The 18117-nt window shown below is 42.7% G+C and carries 17 protein-coding genes and 1 tRNA gene; 3 read left to right on the top strand and 15 right to left on the bottom strand.

What is annotated here, in order from left to right; genetic code table 11:
• The first annotated feature begins 26 nt into the window (after nt 1–26).
• Both ispD and ispF read left to right on the top strand, forming a co-directional pair.
• Nucleotides 27–716: a 2-C-methyl-D-erythritol 4-phosphate cytidylyltransferase gene (ispD, locus tag OEV42_10165; GenBank protein ID MDH3974628.1), complete on the top strand. Its 690-nt coding sequence runs from the start codon at nt 27–29 to the stop codon at nt 714–716.
• Nucleotides 710–1186 carry a 2-C-methyl-D-erythritol 2,4-cyclodiphosphate synthase gene (gene ispF / locus OEV42_10160; GenBank protein MDH3974627.1) on the top strand — a complete coding sequence of 159 codons (477 nt, stop codon included), beginning with the start codon at nt 710–712 and terminating at the stop codon, nt 1184–1186. The genes ispD and ispF overlap by 7 nt, the downstream gene beginning before the upstream one ends.
• 172 nt (nt 1187–1358) lie before the next feature.
• Here ispF and OEV42_10155 read toward each other — a convergent pair.
• The 11 genes from OEV42_10155 to OEV42_10105 form a co-directional block, all read right to left on the bottom strand.
• Nucleotides 1359–1435 (bottom strand) — tRNA-Arg (locus OEV42_10155).
• A 68-nt stretch (nt 1436–1503) separates the two neighbouring features.
• The gene (gene smpB / locus OEV42_10150; protein ID MDH3974626.1) at nt 1504–1959 is read right to left on the bottom strand and encodes an SsrA-binding protein SmpB; all 456 of its coding nucleotides are present in this window, start codon (nt 1957–1959) and stop codon (nt 1504–1506) included.
• 4 nt (nt 1960–1963) lie between these two features.
• Nucleotides 1964–2410: a SoxR reducing system RseC family protein gene (locus OEV42_10145; protein MDH3974625.1), complete on the bottom strand. Its 447-nt coding sequence runs from the start codon at nt 2408–2410 to the stop codon at nt 1964–1966.
• Between the two features lie 26 nt (nt 2411–2436).
• Complete coding sequence (locus tag OEV42_10140; GenBank protein ID MDH3974624.1) at nt 2437–3546, bottom strand: hypothetical protein; 1110 nt, start codon at nt 3544–3546, stop codon at nt 2437–2439.
• 148 nt (nt 3547–3694) lie between these two features.
• A complete protein-coding gene (locus OEV42_10135) occupies nt 3695–4411 on the bottom strand; it encodes an ABC transporter ATP-binding protein (protein MDH3974623.1) in 717 nt (238 codons plus the stop codon).
• Complete coding sequence (locus tag OEV42_10130) at nt 4404–5630, bottom strand: ABC transporter permease (protein MDH3974622.1); 1227 nt, start codon at nt 5628–5630, stop codon at nt 4404–4406. The genes OEV42_10135 and OEV42_10130 overlap by 8 nt, the downstream gene beginning before the upstream one ends.
• 269 nt (nt 5631–5899) lie before the next feature.
• Nucleotides 5900–6190: a hypothetical protein gene (locus OEV42_10125; GenBank protein ID MDH3974621.1), complete on the bottom strand. Its 291-nt coding sequence runs from the start codon at nt 6188–6190 to the stop codon at nt 5900–5902.
• A 115-nt stretch (nt 6191–6305) separates the two neighbouring features.
• Nucleotides 6306–6650: a zinc ribbon domain-containing protein YjdM gene (locus OEV42_10120; GenBank protein ID MDH3974620.1), complete on the bottom strand. Its 345-nt coding sequence runs from the start codon at nt 6648–6650 to the stop codon at nt 6306–6308.
• 712 nt (nt 6651–7362) lie between these two features.
• Nucleotides 7363–8037 (bottom strand): hypothetical protein, encoded by a 675-nt coding sequence (locus tag OEV42_10115; protein ID MDH3974619.1) that lies wholly within the window; start codon nt 8035–8037, stop codon nt 7363–7365.
• A gap of 128 nt (nt 8038–8165) precedes the next feature.
• A complete protein-coding gene (locus OEV42_10110) occupies nt 8166–9140 on the bottom strand; it encodes a YncE family protein (protein ID MDH3974618.1) in 975 nt (324 codons plus the stop codon).
• Nucleotides 9141–9395: 255 nt separating this feature from the next.
• Nucleotides 9396–10295 carry a hypothetical protein gene (locus OEV42_10105; protein MDH3974617.1) on the bottom strand — a complete coding sequence of 300 codons (900 nt, stop codon included), beginning with the start codon at nt 10293–10295 and terminating at the stop codon, nt 9396–9398.
• Between the two features lie 803 nt (nt 10296–11098).
• Between OEV42_10105 and ltrA the strand changes: the two genes are divergently transcribed.
• Complete coding sequence (gene ltrA / locus OEV42_10100; protein MDH3974616.1) at nt 11099–12433, top strand: group II intron reverse transcriptase/maturase; 1335 nt, start codon at nt 11099–11101, stop codon at nt 12431–12433.
• 651 nt (nt 12434–13084) lie between these two features.
• Here the strand turns inward: ltrA and OEV42_10095 are convergent.
• The 4 genes from OEV42_10095 to OEV42_10080 all read right to left on the bottom strand — a co-directional run bounded on the left by OEV42_10095 (nt 13085) and on the right by OEV42_10080 (nt 17675).
• Complete coding sequence (locus OEV42_10095) at nt 13085–13702, bottom strand: hypothetical protein (protein MDH3974615.1); 618 nt, start codon at nt 13700–13702, stop codon at nt 13085–13087.
• Nucleotides 13703–14001: 299 nt separating this feature from the next.
• Nucleotides 14002–15345 (bottom strand): radical SAM protein, encoded by a 1344-nt coding sequence (locus OEV42_10090; GenBank protein ID MDH3974614.1) that lies wholly within the window; start codon nt 15343–15345, stop codon nt 14002–14004.
• A gap of 1303 nt (nt 15346–16648) precedes the next feature.
• Nucleotides 16649–16885 (bottom strand): SOS response-associated peptidase, encoded by a 237-nt coding sequence (locus OEV42_10085; protein MDH3974613.1) that lies wholly within the window; start codon nt 16883–16885, stop codon nt 16649–16651.
• A gap of 235 nt (nt 16886–17120) precedes the next feature.
• Nucleotides 17121–17675, bottom strand: a complete 555-nt coding sequence (locus OEV42_10080; GenBank protein ID MDH3974612.1) for an isoprenylcysteine carboxylmethyltransferase family protein — start codon at nt 17673–17675, stop codon at nt 17121–17123.
• Nucleotides 17676–18117 lie beyond the last annotated feature (442 nt).

Genomic DNA, 18117 nt, shown 5'->3' with positions numbered 1-18117 from the left:
AAACCCTGGGCTTTTTCTTTGATCTTATGCCACATGTAACAGCCGTCATACCTGCCGCAGGCTCGGGAAAAAGAATGGGAGGAAATAAGAGCAAGCAGTACCTTGAAATTGCCTCCAGGCCGATTATTGCTCATACCCTGCAAGTCTTTCAGGAAGCCTCTTTTGTGGATGACATTATTCTTGTTTCCCCTGCCGCAGAAATTCCTTTCTCACGTGAGCTTGTCAGCAACTACGGTATTAGCAAGGTAGTCAGCATCGCCGAAGGCGGAGCAGAGCGGCAAGACTCCATAAAAAAGGGCCTTGAAACCATCGAATCATCAACAGATATTGTCATCGTCCACGACGGCGTCCGTCCCTTTATTAAAAGTGATATATTGAAAGCGTCTGTTAATGTTGCCCTGGAATATGGCGCGGCGCTTGTTGCCGTCCCCGTAAAAGATACGGTTAAAAAAGTTAATGGCGGCTCCGTCATTGAAACGGTTCCCAGAAATAAGCTCTGGCTGGCCCAGACCCCCCAAACTTTCAGCTACGACCTTATCATGGCGGCTTATAAAAACGCCTTTCTTAAAGGAATTATAGGAACTGACGATGCATCTCTCGTGGAAATTCTGGGCAAAGAAGTGAGAATAGTCATGGGCTCCTACGATAATATCAAGATCACCACACCGGAAGACCTTCTCTTTGCAGAAGCCATCTTAAAGGAGAAACAATTATGAGAGCAGGAATCGGCTATGATGTTCACAAGCTTATTGAGGGAAGAGACCTTATTCTAGGCGGCGTAAAGATACCCTTTAAAATGGGCCTCCTCGGCCACTCGGATGCCGATGTTCTCCTCCATGCCATATGCGACGCGCTGCTTGGTGCTGCCGGCGAAGGAGACCTGGGCAGGCACTTTCCCGACAACGATCCTAAATACAAGGGCATTTCCAGCATCAAGTTGCTGGAAGAAGTAAAAATGCTTCTTAAGAGCAAAGGTTACAGCCTCGGCAATCTCGACGCATCCATCATCTGCCAGAAACCGAAGCTAAGCCCCCATATCCGTCGGATGGTGGAAAATATCGCATTGGCGCTTGAATCAGAACCAGACAGAATCAACGTGAAGGCGACAACGACGGAAGAACTCGGCTTTGCCGGGCGAGGCGAAGGAATTGCTGCTTACTGCGTTGTCATAATTGAAAAGAATTAAAGGCGTATTTGACACGGATTTACACAGATTATCTATGATTAAAACCCCTGTTTTCCCCTTGAAGATCTCTCACATGCCTTCGAAATGAAATTTTTAACCGGACATTACTGACTGTAAATTACCGTTCATCAATGGTCATCAGTGTTTAAAGAGAAGCTTTTCTCAAAATAATTGGCGGGCGATGGGGGATTCGAACCCTCGACCTCAGGCTCCGGAGGCCTGCGCTCTATCCAGCTGAGCTAATCGCCCTTGTTTTATATAAACCAGAGACTAAAGATACAAAAAGAGACGGAAAAAGTCCAGTCATAAGGTAAAGTTTAACGTGACCGGTCCTTTAATTCCCGCTCCATATCCTTTCCCATGGCTTTTTTCTTGAGCGTTTCCCGCTTGTCGTGAAGCTTTTTCCCCTTTACCAGGGCTATTTCCACTTTCACCCTTCCTCTGCTGAAATACAGCTTTAAGGGAACAATGGAAAGTCCGCGCTCTTTTGTTTTTCCGAGAAGCCGCTGCAATTCCTTTTTGTTGAGAAGAAGCTTTCTTGTCCTTGTGGGGTCATGATTGTCTCTCGAAGCATGACTGTAATGGGAAATATGGGCATTGAGGAGGAAAAGCTCTTCACCCTGAAAAACGGCATAACTGTCCACAAGCTGGGCCTTCCCGGCGCGAAGCGACTTGACTTCCGTACCGACAAGAACAAGGCCGGCCTCGAAAGTCTCTTCCACAAAATAGTCATGAAATGCCTTTTTGTTCTGGCAGATAATCTTAATTGACATGGCGCTAGCAACCAATTATACGGATGACCTGAGGCTGGTATTCTTTCTTCTTTTCCAGGCTCTTGTTCCAGAGCCTGATCAGGAGAAATGACAAAACGAGACAGGCAATACCGACAGCGCCTGCAACGAGGTCGGGGTCTGAAGCGGGCATATTATTCCGGGCATAATTATCACCGAGAAGGCCACCTGCGATCATGACGATGAGAGGCAAAACGTATACAAGAAAAGAAGATTTTAATAAGACGATGCTGTCTATGGCGACTTTCACCCTGTCACCCACTTGTGCGCCCACACTGTTGATGGCTCTCATTTCCATCAGCCTCCCTCCGGAATCACTCATGGTGTGGCATGACGATTTAGCGCTGCAGCCGTCACAGGAGCTCCCTCTTTCCGTGTGGATGATTGCATAACCACCTTCCAGCTTGACAACTTTTCCTTCTTCTTCAAGCATATAAACTGTTTCCTTTATTCATTCTTCTAAAAAAACCATTTTAAATCAGTATAGTATAAATTCTCAAGCCTTCCATATTCGCCCTTTCTGTTTCCGCCAAAGGTTTGTACTCCAAGGCTTAGATCAATATTCTCAAAAAGGGATGAAACGATCCGGGGAGTAAAGAAAAAGCTCCTGTCGTCAAGATTAACAATAAAAAAATTGTTCCACTTTGTAAGTGGGGTCAAATCATAGCTTGCCTGAAGGCCTGCATAGTCCTCTCCGGAATAATCAATTCCCATCCATGGCGCGCTCCAGCCTCCATTGTGGAAATACTCTAACATAATATAGAGTGAACTTTCAAAGTTATAGTTCCCTGACAGAAGAAGGTTTACCTTCTGATCTCCCCGGTAATCTTCTATGGAAACAAGTTCTCCGTAGACCCCTCCGTCACCTATGTAGCCGGCAAAGTCAATTCCTGCAAAGGTCCTCTCCATATGCCTGCCTGCTGAAAAAGCAAGGTCATAGCTCCCTGCCTGACGAACAAGACGTAGGGCGACAGACTCAGGCGCCTCCCTCTGCGGCAGATAAAGGAGAGAATAAGAAGCTACCCTGCCACTGCTAAGGGTCAGCAGCGCGCCATCGACGCCTTTCCTGTCTTCTCTCTCTACAGCGGTAGAGGCTATAGGGTTGAACATGTCCAGGGGGCTCCAGAACCAGCCCTTCCCCCAGGATACCCTCTGTCTGCCAAGTTTCAGATCAAGGTTTTTATAACGGAGTGTTGCATAAGCCCTGTGTATGGAATGATTCCATCTCAACTTATCTTCTTTTTTTATGTTATGATCCAGTATCCAGCGGGTGCTTTCGGGCATGGCTGCCGAAAACGCTTCATAGGCCATAAATTCACGGCTGGTGAGATAATCACCAAAAATCACATTATTGTCATATTGGATATTATAGGAGAAGGATTCCCAGGGCCCGCCTTTAGCTTCGATTCTCAACCTGTTATTGTCTAAATAGTATTCTTTATTTTCAAGGCGCGTTTTTGAATAAACAAGAAAGTTCCTGTAATGGCCTGAAAAAGACAGCGAAAATGCCTCCGGAGAATAAGAGCAAATGACGAATATAAGTAATAAATAGAGGAATTTAGCTTTCATTACTTTCAAAAATTCGAATTACTTGCAAAATTTGGCAAAACCAAATAATTCCAAAGGTAATTTTAAAAAAAACAGGCCCCGGGCGATCAGATACCTTCCTGACGGTCTGGAGCCTTAAAGACTTTAAGCTTCAGCTGTTTACTTGCACTTACCGTCCATCATCAACAACCTTGCCATCCTGAAGTTTAATCACTCTCCGGGATTTATCCATGACCATCTTTTCATGAGTCGATAAGAGAAAGGTAATTCCATGTTCCTCATTAAGACCAAGCATCATCTCCATCAATGCCTCCCCCGTTTCCGAGTCGAGGTTTGCCGTCGGTTCATCGGCAAGGATGATATCGGGCCTGGACACGACGGCCCGCGCAACGGCAACGCGCTGCTGCTGGCCACCTGAGAGTTCACCGGGCCTGTTATTTTCTTTTCCCTCAAGCCCCACTTCTCTTAACACCTCCAGACTCCGCTCTCTTCGTTCTTTTTTAGAAATACCTTGCAAAAGCATGACATATTCCACATTTTCAAGCGCCGACAGAACGGGGATGAGGTTAAATTCCTGGAAGATAAAACCGATATGCCTTAACCTAAGGTCGGAAAGTTCCCCCTTTTTCATACCCGTAATTTTCATATCGCCAATAAAAGCATCACCGGAACTTGGGCTGTCAAGACCTCCAATAAGATTGAGCAGTGTCGTCTTCCCCGAACCGGAAGGGCCCACAAGCGAGGTAAACTCTCCCTCTTTAACTGAAATGGAGACATCCTTAAGCGCCACCGTTTCCACCATGCCGCTCAGGTAAATTTTACTTAACTTTTCTGTTCTAACCAGTTGCATAATAGCATCACTTTCTGTGGCCAAATGATTAAACATACCTGATCGCCGTCACCGGTTCAAGCCTGCTCGCCCTCACTGCCGGAATAAAGGCCCCGAAAAATGAGGTAATCATAATGGACAGCGCTGAATATAAAATATCGATAAACGCAATGTCAAAATAGATGGTAGCGCCGATACCGAACATTTCCAGCCCTTCAGAAAACATGGTAAGACTGAGGCCTTTCACGGAAAAATAGAATATAAAGGGACAGGAGACTAAAAACCCCGCCGCAAGACCGACCAGCCCGAGGAAAAAGGTCTCCATCATTATCATGGAAAAGATGAAAAAAGGCCTTGTCCCCATGGCTTTGACAATACCCAGTTCATGCATCCTCTCATAAACAGCAATATTTTGCGTATTGATAATGCCAATGGAAAGGATAATAAAAATGGCCGCAAAAAAGATCATGTTCCATCGTTTGCTGATACGCACCATTTCCGCAATGAGCGGTTCCAGTTCAGCCCAGGTAAGGGCATCTATCCGGTGTTGAGGAAAGGTCTCTTCAATTTCCTTTTCCAGCGTTATCATTCCTTCGCCGATATCGGTTCTCACAGCAATGCCGGTAATCCCCCGTTCCATTTCCAGCAGTTTTCTCGCCTTGCCGATGGGGAGGTAGACCATATATTTGTCAAAATCCGATGAAATGGTTTTATAAATGCCCACAACCCTGTAGGCATCGGAAGCAAGTTCATTATTAACAGTCTGCACCGTAAGCACGACCTTGCTCCCAAGGTCAACCTTGAGCTTATGAGCCATTTTTTGGCCAATGAGAATTTCATGCTCACCGGCAGTTTGGAGATAGCGTCCTGAAATAAGGGACCGCTTTACCAGGGTAATATTACCCTCCCGGCCGGCATCGATACCAATAATTCTTACGCCCGACGATGAGTAACCGCTCGATATGAGCCCCCTCCCCTCAATTCTCGGCGCATAATTCCTCACCTTCTCCGACTTACCGAGAAAGGTCAGAATCTCCTCAAAATGGGGAATATTCTTTTTAGGGTCTTTATCATCATAAAATCCTTTTTTGTAGATCTCCATCTCCCCCATATGAAAATCGACGGAATTCCTCACCATCTGCCGTAATATGCCGTTAATATAGGAAAGGGTGATGAGTAGCGCAAAGATACAGACGACAATAGCCGAAATAAGAATGGAAGAACGCCTCGGATTTCGCCAGAGGTTGCGCCATGATATACGGATGAGAAGTCCCATTTAATTCCTTGAGTGAAAGTTCACTCTAAAAGATTACCACAGCTTTTTTATGATTAACACAGATATTCTGGAAAAGAAGATAAGCTTCCTTGTCAAGGGAGGGTTGGAGGGTTGATATTTCAGAGGCTGCTACCCAAAACGTATAAACGCTTCGACAGGCTCAGCACGACAGGATTGTTGTATCTCTGATAGAAAAAAGCCGGTCACTCCGAGCCTGCCGGAGGACCTCTCTCATTTAAGGTTTGGGCACAACCATCACCGAAACAGAGCTACTTCTTCCCTCTGGAAAGAATCTCCACCCCCACAGCAGCCTTTCCAACCTCCTTCACCTCTACCTTATCCCCCACCTTCAGGTCTTTCGGTATTTCCGCCGTTTCAGGGATAAAATAGATTTTCTTCGTTCCTTCATGGTGGAGCACTTCCAGCTTTTTCCCCCCTTCATAGGCCAATACCTTACCTGTCGTATAGCCCGTAATATATTGCGCGCTCTCTGCCTGAATTGCAGTTGAAAAAGAAAAGGCGAATACGAGGGTAATAATAAAAAGTTTAATTCCTTTCATGTTTATCTCCTTTAAAAAATGAAATCCCCGATGAGAACCCATCAAGGCTACTTATATTAATATTTTTTTACCGGAAAGTGAAGTCTCTCTTTGAAAAGGGGGATTTTTATAAATACTAGCCGATCTTCTTCACAAACTCTGATTTCAACTTCATAGCGCCCATGCCGTCAATCTTGCAATCAATATCATGATCACCATCAACAAGGCGGATATTCCTGACCTTGGTACCCACCTTGACTACTGATGATGAACCTTTGATTTTGAGGTCTTTAATGACAGTAATCGTATCACCGTCATTAAGCACATTTCCGTTGGCGTCTTTAATGACACGGTCTTTATCGGTATTTTCCGGAGCGTCATCTTTTGCCCACTCGTGGGCACATTCGGGACAAACATACATAGCGCCGTCTTGGTAGGTATATTCCGAACCACATTCCGGGCAGTTGGGTGAATCACTCATGTTTATTTATCTCCTGATTATATTTGGCTGACAATAAAAGAGGGGCGTAAGGTCCCTGAATGCAGTTCAGCTAATTTAAGGTTTAACATGCCTCTTTGTCAAATTTAAGTTAATGTGAGGTTGGAATCCGGCGTTTAGGAGAAAAGGAGACCATTAACTTTGGGTTAAATATTACGATTTTTTTCTGTATGTGATTAAAAGCTTGAATTACAATCCTGTAGCCTGGATGAAGCAATGCGAAATCGGCGACTCCCATTTCTCCTTAATTTTAACCTCTCTGAGATTCCTTTTTTATCACCCAACGTATAATGAGCCAGATTGCCAGAACGATTATTATTAAGAAAGGTAAAAGCCATAACCAGCTTGACCACCCCCATTGAGAGTCGGGCTCTTCCAGAATTATGCGCACAGAAATTTGAAACAGTAACTCAAAAAGAAAGTCAATAAGTTGGATAATACCATCACCTGTAGATACGCCTATCATTGACGGTTATTATTGCAAGCTCTTTGGAAAGAATAAAGAGGAAAAAAACCTGGAACAATCTTTCAGTACTAAAAAGAGTCCTTTAAGAACTAAAAGAGGGGCTTTTTCAAAGCATTTCCCTTTAATATGAGCCCCTTGACTTGGTCCGACCCGAAGAAGGAAGAAGGGGGAGCTTAAGTGCATTGTGAGGTGATAACTTCTCATGACTTTCTACACTCTGCGCTATCTTTATAAATCAAACTTGTAAGCCACAATAACTGACGGCAACTCTATTTTAAAATCAATGCCGTCAATTGTGGCGCCAGGAGTATATTCTTTAGCCTGGATGACCCAGTTTTTATAGGTATACTCCATTATTATGCCAAATGATATATCATGATCTTTACCATCAATGGATCTGGCAGGTAATCCCGGCCCCTCATCCATCTTCACAAGGCCATCTGCTGTTATATACCCTATGCCAAGTCCCGCACCCATTTTCAATGACCAATCGTTAGGATTCCCTTTGAATAAACTATAAAAAAGAGTGGGTGTTAAGTACAAATAATACCCCTCAAGTTTTGTGTGAACTACTTCTGATCCTGATGTCACATTCCTGTCGACAGCGTATGAATCTATGCCTAATTCGATAAAATAACCAAATGAACTGTTTGCAAAATAGTTATCCATTGATTTTACAGCCAATACAAGCCCCTGGTCTGTATCGCCGGTCATATCCACCACCTCATACCCTGTTGACCGTTCTTTCCCTTTAAGGTGCACCCATTTCGTTGAGACTCCGATAAAAGTCTGTGCTGCATATGTGCAGTTTGCCTGTAAAGAAAATACTATGCCCACAATTAGGGGTAAGCGCCTAATAGCAAGAGGGGAAACTGTTCTCATTAAAGCAGATATCACAGCCATATACGTAAATTTTAAATTGTGCTTTCAGATCAATTATTCCATTGTCCGCATCGAGCTGATAGAAGTCCAGCATATTGTTTAAATTAATGATTGCTAATGGCCTCCGCTGCACCCTGCCGGATGTCCCTTTAGGGATTAATTGCAAGCCCAATCGGTTGGGCGCCTACGCTAATTGTATTAACGACAGTGTTACTGGAGGTATCAATCACCGATACGGTGTTACTGCCTTCATTACTTACATATGCCATATCAGTACCGGGATCAATAATAATAAAGAAGGGATTTGTTCCCACTGTTAACGTATCTGTCACAGTCCCGGTGCTTATGTCGATGACTGAAACTGTTCCGTCACCCTCGTTGGTTACATAGGCCTTCGTACGCGATGAATTAAGAGCCACCCACTGAGGAGCGGTTCCAACGGTTATCGTATCCCCAATGGACCCTGCAACCACATCAATGACTGAAAGGGTATCGCCATCGACTTGAGTGGTATAGACAATATTTGCCGTCGAATCGACGGCAAGCCCGTGAGGGCTATCAGCCACAGCAATGGTGTTGAGGACGGAATTATCAGACAAATCGATAAGCTTCAGGCCCTCAGTAAAATCTGTTACATAGGCTTGACCTGCTGTGGAATTGATGCGGATGTCCTGCACATTGGTGCCAATTGTGACGTCCGCCGTCTCTGTATTGCTTGATGCATCTATGACGTGCATGTTGGTTCCCGGTGAATCCAGAAAATACACCTTTTCATTGGCCGCATCAACGTCGCCCCCTCCGATGGTCGTCGAAAGGGTTATGGATGTCTCAACCGTTCGTGTAATCGTGTTGATAACATGGATTCTGCTTTCACCAAGATCACCGACATATGCCCTGTTAAGTGAAGGAATAATGCTTATATGCCCCGGATTTGTTCCGACATTTATCGTATCGATAACAGAACCACTTTCAGTATCAATAACCGAAATAGAACCATCTCCCATGTTGGTCACGTAAAGCTCAGGACCATCCGACAAAAGGGTGTCATCACGACATGCAATTAAAAATGCTAAAAGCAACACAGTAGATATTAACATTCCCGTAAATGTCAGACTACTTTTCATTATGATTTCCTATTTTCGCAATGTATTATTTGTAATGGATGACATGAATAATCCCACCTGTTTCTTTAGCAATAATCGCTTTAGCTGTACCGCCCTTCCAACCTTTTTTCTCATACTCCCTGGGACTCTTTGTAACAATTTCCTATTTCAACTGTACAGTAACACTTTGATCCCTACCTTCAAGCAGGAGGTCAGTATCATACTTCAAATCCTTTAGTACAAGCTTCATTTGCTGGTCATTTCTACTATAATTAATCAAATCAAATCAAAGCCTGCCAGCTCATCTGCAAGAACCTTCTTCAACGTTATCTCATCAGGCCACTCTCCCGTCATTGAATAATGTTTTATCAATTTGAAGCGTATGGGGGTTGCTCGGCTAAGGCTACTTGCTTTCACAACAGTTGCCAAAGCTGTCAGGCTTATAGATAGCTGGTCAAGGCGCCTGTTTATTTCAAGCACACGTGTCGGGTTGTTACTGTTATCCGCGAGAATCTGCCTGTAGAGATGGCTAACCTGTTTCATTTTATCCCTTATGCTCAATGGGTCTCCCATATTGTTCTTATAGAGAAGGTTGTCAGCTTCAAAAAGGGGAAGCCCATACCTTAATTCATCAGTCGCCATATTGTGCCACTGTTGCTCTGCCTTTGAACTCTCTTTAACGACAATTTCAAAGAGAACACGAGATTCACGGTATTGCTCCTTGCGCTTTAATTGCTGTGCTTCATTAAATATTGAAAGAATTTCCGAATTTGGCTTTGGGCTCTTTTGCTCTCTTTGCCGATTGTCCCCATTCAGCATAGCTATTTTCGTATTTAGACGTTTAGCTGCTTCGGTACCAACATGTTCAAAGGCATCATAAATACCCTGATAGTCCATGCCATGGAGATCTACCGAGACCGTTGAGACATAGGTAACACCATTTTTCATTTGCAAGGTGACCGTCAGTTTCACAACCTCTGCCGTACCGATAAGTGCAATATTAAATTTCAAGCCTCCATCCAGTTGAGAGAGCTTACCTTCCTTATCTTCAATAATTTTGAATTGTCCATTTTCAGTAAATTCAGACAGGGCCCTATCAATAACGGCAGACTTCATCTCTTTTTCCGAGAGTGGATACCCGTTCCCGCTGCTAATAGTGGTTTCACTGGTAATCACATATGGCTTTGCAGAAGCCGAAATTGAACTCAAAAAAAGAATTAAAAAAATGATACTAATACGCATGCTGTTTCCTTTTTATCATCTTGTAAGCATCTTCTCTATAACAACAATTTGTATGATATCAAAAAATGAAGTGAACGCACAATTAGGGCTATTATTTTATGCAAAGCCTTTCTATATCACAAAGCTCTTGTTTTTGTCGCGACATATATTGCTCATTTTTACTTTTTCTCAAGACAAAAGATTGGCCCTGTAGAATGGGTCAAATCAGCTACATGTTCTATGCAATCTAAAAAGTCGCTGTCCGTTCGCAGTAACAACTGCTTATCTAGCGGGTTAAAGTCCCGTCCAAGGAATTATCCGTACGCCTTGGTAGCTCAAGGGAGCGGCGTCTGAGTAATCAGGGGTCGTAAGTTCCCAATTGGCAAAGTTGCAGGCCGCAACGAAAGTGAACCTACATGTAGCCTCGTTAGACTATATTGGAGATGCCGACTCTGTGGACAGAAGGGGAAGGCCGTTGCACACAGACTTAGACAACGGGAGCGGTCTGTGAAATCTCCCGGGGTAGCAGGGGTGGCATGTAACAGAAGATAAACAGTCCAGTGCTGGAGACCCGGTGCAGTGATGCTGGAGGTGCATCAACCTATTCGTATAAGGAGACGAAATCGCATGGGTCTGCATGGGGAGTCGGAGGGGTTCATAGTACCGCTTAGAGGCAAGGGACAACATAACCCTGCCTGAGGGAAGGAACCCCGCTTTGTTCACGCAACTAAAGAGTGGAGGGAGAGGGGATTGCAGATATGCTAACAACCCCTGAAAGAATCAGGACACTACAGAGGAAGCTGTACCGTAAGGCCAAGCAGGAACCAGCCTTTCGTTTCTACGCTTTGTATGACAAGGTTTGTCGTGCGGACATCCTCAGTCACGCCTATAACCTTGTTCGTTCCAAAAGAGGGAGTGCCGGCGTTGACGGTATAACCTTTGAGGATATCGAGGCAGACGAAGGTTTATCCGCCTATCTGGCGGAGCTGGAAGAGGCGCTTAAGAGTAAGACTTATAAACCTGGCCCTGTAAAACGTGTGATGATACCAAAGGACGATGGCAGTGAACGCCCCCTGGGTATCCCAAATATACGTGACAGGGTAGTCCAGATGGCTGTAAAAATGGTCATCGAACCGATCTTTGAAACTGATTTTTGTGGGAGTTCATACGGTTTCCGGCCGAAGAAGTCGGCTCATGATGCAATTGATGATATAGCATATACTCTGAATAAAGGGTACACAAAGGTCATTGATGCCGACTTGTCGAAATATTTCGATACAATTCCCCATGACAAGTTGCTGATAGTGGTGGCTGAGCGTATATCAGATGGAGAAATACTTCGTCTGATAAAGATGTGGCTAAAGGCCCCTGTTGCGGAGGAGGGTAGAGATGGCAAAATTCGATATGTTGGTGGCGGCAAAAGGAGCCGGAAAGGGACCCCGCAAGGTGGTGTCATCTCTCCGCTGTTGTCCAACTTGTACCTGCATCTTCTGGACAGGACATGGGAACGACAGCACGTGGAGAAGAGGTTGGGCGCCCGACTGGTTCGTTATGCCGATGACCTTGTTGTATTATGCAAAGATGGGACACAAAGGCCGCTTGAAGTGGTAATCCGGATATTGGAACGCTTGGAGCTTACTCTGAACGAAAACAAGACGGGTGTAGTGGATACTCATCAGGAAAGTTTTGACTTTCTGGGTTTCGAAATGCGTATGAGAAAGAGTTGGCGGACGGGCAATATCTATCCCCATGTTCAACCCTCAAAGAAGTCTCTGAAGAAGGCAAAAGATCGTATAACTGTGTTAACGCACAGGCGGATGACACCACTACCCATGGATATATTAATGGATCAGGTTAATACAAGCCTGAGAGGATGGACAGGATACTTTCATCATCTCCATTGCGGTAAGGTCTTTGCCCAATTGAAAGAACACGTGCATCAACGCTTGTGTACGCATCTACGGAGAAGGCATAAGATCAGGGACAGGGAGGGAGGTTTTATAAGGTTTCCGAGACGTGTGCTGTATGAAAAATACGGACTCTATAAAGTGCCGATAAAAGCAGGTTGGACAAATGCGCATGCCTTACGGTGAAGAGCATCGGAAAGCCGTGTGCGGGAAAACCGCACGCACGGTTTGATGAGGGAGGGCTGGTCATGGCGGCCAGCTCTCTACTCTACCCGGTTATTATTAAGATATTTGTTTTTAATTCAGGCCGAGTGTAGCGCGGTCTGGGTAGTGGCGGTTTATGGTTTTAATATCTTGCAGCACTTATTATGTAAATATGTCAGTGCCACACATTAAAAGGATTTGCTTTTACCAATAACACCCATATGAGTGCTGGCACAAACATTACCCAGAAAAGACAATGCATGTATTTAATTTTTCTAGCCATCCATGGTTTTGTTGCTCGAAAAAATGCCCAAAAAAATATAGGGGCAAATAATGTTAAAAAAACAAAACTGGATATTTGACGTGCTTTAATAATAGACCACCAAAATAAAAAAATATTGGATAAATCCAGGCAGAAAGAAAATAACGAAAATAGACCCTTGCTGAGCCGATTAAAGAAAGACTGTCTTTTTGAGATGCTCCCATTTTTTTGAACCATCGTTTAAGCTAAGTTTTTTAGAAGGATGGGCACTGCCCATCATTAATACATTACAATTATCAAATATTTTTGTGATGGACGGTACCCATCCCACCCGGTTTGGGGGGTTGGTAACGGGGTGGCTTTTTATTCTTTTAATGTATGAATGACAAATTCGGTATTTCACTATCAGGCCTATCTTTATTTGGAGTATGAGAAGTATCAAATGTTGGGTCCACCGATATCCCATTGACTATCAACAACGCATTCTCGATGTTCATGACAGCTTTTTTAATATATCTGCACCCTTCCGGGCAACTACCATTCCATGAGAGATTTATTTCAAAATGACCGTCCAATAAAAAACTCCAATCAGGCCAGCCAGGTTTGAACAAGACTTCAAAGTCCACTTCATTCTGAAAAGAACCGGATAACTTCTCAAATTTTGCAAACGGCGTAAGTAAGTTTCCAGTAGCCGGCTCAAATCTGTCCGCGAGTTTTATCTTGAATGACACAGGCATTTCGATAGACAGATTTCTTCCATCAATTGATTGGCCTTCTCCCGACTGCGCGAACCCTGCCAAAGAAATTGACACATAATTAATTTTCTGGAAAGAAGTGCCGAGATAGATTGGGAATGTTATTGTTCTATCTGTATTCTTCACTTCTAACATCAATTCTTTGACTTGGAACTTATATTCTTTTCCAGCAACTAGAGTAGGAATTAATATCATAGAAAAGACTAGTAACTGGAAAAATCTTTTATATTGCATTGCTTATCTCTTGGCTTAATTAAAGTATAACGAGTCTGTAGAAAAACTGTTTTGACAAGGGAGGTTTATCGAGGGATGAACAGATTTTTCAAAGTTTTGTTAAAGGTTACATTCTATAGTCATTTTGTCAATTACTTTGACCTTTAATAAAGGGATTCTCTTTTAGGTCTGGCCTCTTCACTGCAACACTATAAACCATTGATATAACGATACTAATTGATTTCATTTGATGAAGCAAAGCGTTAAAGAGAAAAGCCTTAAAGAGAACCGTTTTAATCCTCCTTTTTATCCTTTAGTTTTTATAAATCGCCTTTAACATTTTCAGAGACTAACCTTTCCTTTGCTCTCCTATATGTTGGGATGTCATAAAGGAAGGTATTTTTAGATCTTTGAAGGAGAAAGGAAAAAAGCATTAAAGCCATTCGTGCATTTTTATACTTTCTATAATGTTTAAGCGCCTTTTTCAAAATGGCTAGTGGAGAATTTATTTTTTTTAGCATATCAATATAGAAACAATAAAAATTAAACGGATCACATTTTTTTGGAGAGAACACCAGGTTGCCGGTATCGAAAAAACACCATTCTTTTTCGAAAATTCGCTTGCCATTTTGCATCTGGTCCCAAAGTGGGGTCCCAGGAAAAGGGGTAAGGATATGAGGAACCAGAGAGTCTGCCTCTGAGAGTTGATGGAACTTTACTACAGAATGAAAGGTTTCTTCAGTGTCGTCATCCAGTCCAAAAACTATGTTCACTTGAACTAATGGAATATATTTCTTGATTTTCATTATTTGCCGCATAGTACTTTCTATAAGATTCTCATCTCCCTTAACTGCATTTTTCTTAAACGTTGTTGATAATGACTCGATACCTACTTCAACAGCGATGCAACCACTATCACGGAGAAGTTCCAAATATTCGTCTTCACAAAGAAATGCCAGACTACTTTCCATAACATATCTCTTTTTCAAGGGAACCATCTTTCTGAGCAACTCACTAGTAATTTTTTTGTTAACCCCGAAGTTTGGGTCGCAGAATACAAAGAGACTTTTATCAATATTGTGAACATCCTCAATTACTTCATCAATACTTCTTTTGTAGTATTTTGAATCCCAGTCAACACAAAAATCGCAAATATGGGGACAACCAAGGGAGGACAGGAGCATAGGTATTTTTTTCTTGTCATAAAATTTTTTGTATTCTATATACGGTGGTACAGTTGACATTTCCTGGGATGGAAAAAAAATCCCTCTATCGCGAGATGGTATGATTTCCCTGTATTCAACTGCCCTCAAAAAATTGTGCCATGATTCCTCATTGCAACGATCAAAAACAACATCTACGTGATCTCTTGATTCCTCAACACAGCCTCTCGTATGTGGCCCACCAAGAACGACAATTTTACCTCTTTCCCTGAATCTTTTTGCAATAAGGAAATTTTGGGATGCGAGGTGAGTATATGCACTTAAGCCTACTACATCGCACTTTTTATCATAATCAATGTTATCAAAATCAGTGGAAGCTACCTCTGCTTTCCATCCTATGCGCTCTGACCAGGCAGAAAGAACCGGCAACATTATGCCATTCACCTTTTGGGAAGAAAGACCTTTTCGACTGTCTTTTAGTTCAATAAAGTAGATAATCACTTTTAACAAGTCCTTTCAAAGAAACGACCAAGCATTTATTATAGTTCTTTCATTCTAATTGCTTTTCTTGTAAAAATTAAAAGGAACGGTTGAGAACAACATATGACATCCTCATTGACCCTTCTGGTCATTTCACTACTTTAAGGTTTAATCTCTACCCTATGAGATTTTACGGAGCAAACACTTTGTTTACAGAATACGGCATAATACAGGGCCACATCTTAACAGGCTGTTGTCCAAAGCTAAAGTGCCCCTTCAACAAGCTCAGGGTGGCCGGTTTTTTCTATTAAATATAACCATAATTCTGTCGTGCTGAGCTCGTCGAAGCACTTATCCGATTTGGGCAACAGCCCGTTTAATCTTGAATTCTCAATTCCTTCTATAAATAATACTCACCGTTGAATAGTAAATTCCAAGTGTAGTGCCATTCGGGAGGGTTCTCTTTTAGGTCTGCCCTCTTCACTGCAACACTTTAACCCATTGATATAACGATACTAATTGCTTTCATTTGATGACGTAAAGCGTTAAAGAGAAATATCCCCTTTTCTCCTTCCTGGTTTTTCCGTCTTTTCAGCTTCTGTCTCTTTACCTTTGACCAACCCTTCTTTTGTTTCCAATCCTGCTTCTATATTCTTTTCTTTATCAACTTTAACATCAAGGTCTAGCCTCTGTAATAACCGAGATAAGTAACGGCTGCAATCAAAACAATATAAGCAACAGCCATTAAAATGTATTTGAATTTTGAAGTACTAACATCATCTGGATTCTGACTCATTTACTTTTATCCCTTTCTTAAACAAAAAGCCCGCAACCTGTATCAACAGGCGCGGGCTCTAATATCATTAATTGTTTTTAAGTCCCCCATTTCCCCCTCCTAAAAACTATTGGGTGATATTCTTATCAAATTTTAATTGCGTTTACAAGAAAATAATAACTAAAGAGCTTTGCCAGGGGGTAATGAGGGAAGTTGACACGTCTACAGGCGAAATAATAGAAACTAGCGAAGCTCCTCTTATAAGACCACTTAGAAAAAACGGCTTAGAGGGTAAATATTGGTGAATAAATGGGACGTGAATAAATGGGGTTCTATAACCTATTGATATATCTATATATAACGGTTCTCTTTTCTTAAGAATTTGCTTTATATCTCCCTGTTAGCTATTAACGGGTCAGCAGACTAAATCATATTTGGCTGGAAAATGCAACTTTCTGATGGAGGGTGCTCTTATTTTAAGAAAATTGATATTTAGAGGTGTGGTAAGAGTCGTATAGAAGGAATAGCAATGACTTATCCTGGAGTTTTTCAAACGGCTTCAGTGCACTCGGGTGTATCATTAGCAGGTGAATTAACGAGAGGGGAGACCTGGTAGCATTCCATATCTTTTGATGGACATGGTTCAAGTATGGATTGCAATTCCTCAAGATTTTGGTTGTCGGGATTTAGCCATTCTTTTTCTTTCTCCTTTGGAAGAATGACAGGCATACTGTCCCGAAGCAATATTAAAAGAGGGAAACAAATCCCCGGATACGGGAGAAACATGAAATCTCTCAAAGATATGGGCGGTGCTGACTGTCATTGTAAAAGGACCACACATAATAAAAATGTAGCTTATTGAGGCTGATTAATCAAAAAAAGGAAGAGCCCTATATAGAAAATTGGTTCTGCAGCCTGGATAGAGCCCAGGCGAAACCCGATATTTTCAGGAAGAAATGATAGGTGAATTTTAAAGGTTGCTGTGAGCCCAACTAAAAAATGGTTAGACACTCTCCTTTTATCAGAACAGAAAGGGGATGAAGCGCTTGCTTCTTTTTAAGTATTCGACGTAGGGCGCGCCGAAGTATTCCCTGCACTCGGCTTCTTCGCGAAGTGCGGCAAAGAAGATGGCAATGCTCGCTACGACCACTAGTGCAATGCTGAGCAAAGAAATATCCTTCAGGAAAGCACCCCAGGCAAGAAAGAGCAGGGCCGCGTACATGGGGTGTCGGATGTAGCGATAGGCGCCCGTTGTAACAAGGGTCGACGTTTTTTCGAATGACAGCAGTTCCGGGTCGGACCGGTCTTCGTTGGGGCGGCCCCTACTGCTCAGCAGGCTGACGGCATGTACTGCAAGGATGAGGGAGGCCATTATCAGCATCCATGATGTGGCCTGACGCAGGATGATGGTCTCAAACGTTCGCATTGGGAAATTGAGCAGTGCCAGCACAAGCATGCATTCCCATGCAATAAACCTGTAGAAACCATGCGAAAGCGGCTTGAGCAGTGAGTGCCGGGAGATCCAGACAAATACTGCGGTGCCAACAAGAAAAAGGATCGACTCGTTCATGTTCATTAGTATATATAGGTGTCAATGAAGATAATTGATTTCCTGCACTGTTGCCGCTTCCTAACCTTGGATTATAGGGACATTGTGTCCCTATCCTTTTTATATAAATTAAAACCATAAGCTTATGACTTGTCAAATGAAACGTCCTGTTCTGGCAAAAGTAATATGCGTGTTGTAGGTAGAAAAAACGGGAAAAATTGTTTACCTATTAAAAAATATCCCTATATCATTATTTGACCTTGATAAGATAAGTCATATAAAAATCATTTAAAAACAGAGATATACAATCTTTGTAGATGGTTGTGTCGTAATATATATTCCGAAAAAACGGACAATAGGGGGGTGATATGAAGTTGCTTGATCAGGTTAAAATCACAGTTAAAAGAAGAAAAGGGATATAGCTTAAGCAAATTATCTGAACCAATGAAAAGAGAGCTACCTGTTATAT

The sequence above is a fragment of the Deltaproteobacteria bacterium genome, assembly GCA_029860075.1.
Lineage (GTDB): Bacteria > Desulfobacterota > JADFVX01 > JADFVX01 > JADFVX01 > JAOUBX01.
This window is presented reverse-complemented; position numbering and strand designations above follow the sequence as displayed.

What these genes read in the sequence shown, in the direction of transcription:
- ispD (MDH3974628.1), top strand. Translation starts at nt 27, where the DNA reads ATGCCACATGTAACAGCCGTCATACCTGCCGCAGGCTCGGGAAAAAGA.
- smpB (MDH3974626.1), bottom strand. Translation starts at nt 1,959, where the DNA reads ATGTCAATTAAGATTATCTGCCAGAACAAAAAGGCATTTCATGACTAT.
- OEV42_10145 (MDH3974625.1), bottom strand. Translation starts at nt 2,410, where the DNA reads ATGCTTGAAGAAGAAGGAAAAGTTGTCAAGCTGGAAGGTGGTTATGCA.
- OEV42_10140 (MDH3974624.1), bottom strand. Translation starts at nt 3,546, where the DNA reads ATGAAAGCTAAATTCCTCTATTTATTACTTATATTCGTCATTTGCTCT.
- OEV42_10135 (MDH3974623.1), bottom strand. Translation starts at nt 4,411, where the DNA reads ATGTTTAATCATTTGGCCACAGAAAGTGATGCTATTATGCAACTGGTT.
- OEV42_10130 (MDH3974622.1), bottom strand. Translation starts at nt 5,630, where the DNA reads ATGGGACTTCTCATCCGTATATCATGGCGCAACCTCTGGCGAAATCCG.
- OEV42_10125 (MDH3974621.1), bottom strand. Translation starts at nt 6,190, where the DNA reads ATGAAAGGAATTAAACTTTTTATTATTACCCTCGTATTCGCCTTTTCT.
- OEV42_10120 (MDH3974620.1), bottom strand. Translation starts at nt 6,650, where the DNA reads ATGAGTGATTCACCCAACTGCCCGGAATGTGGTTCGGAATATACCTAC.
- OEV42_10115 (MDH3974619.1), bottom strand. Translation starts at nt 8,037, where the DNA reads ATGGCTGTGATATCTGCTTTAATGAGAACAGTTTCCCCTCTTGCTATT.
- OEV42_10110 (MDH3974618.1), bottom strand. Translation starts at nt 9,140, where the DNA reads ATGAAAAGTAGTCTGACATTTACGGGAATGTTAATATCTACTGTGTTG.
- ltrA (MDH3974616.1), top strand. Translation starts at nt 11,099, where the DNA reads ATGCTAACAACCCCTGAAAGAATCAGGACACTACAGAGGAAGCTGTAC.
- OEV42_10095 (MDH3974615.1), bottom strand. Translation starts at nt 13,702, where the DNA reads ATGCAATATAAAAGATTTTTCCAGTTACTAGTCTTTTCTATGATATTA.
- OEV42_10085 (MDH3974613.1), bottom strand. Translation starts at nt 16,885, where the DNA reads ATGTTTCTCCCGTATCCGGGGATTTGTTTCCCTCTTTTAATATTGCTT.
- OEV42_10080 (MDH3974612.1), bottom strand. Translation starts at nt 17,675, where the DNA reads ATGAACATGAACGAGTCGATCCTTTTTCTTGTTGGCACCGCAGTATTT.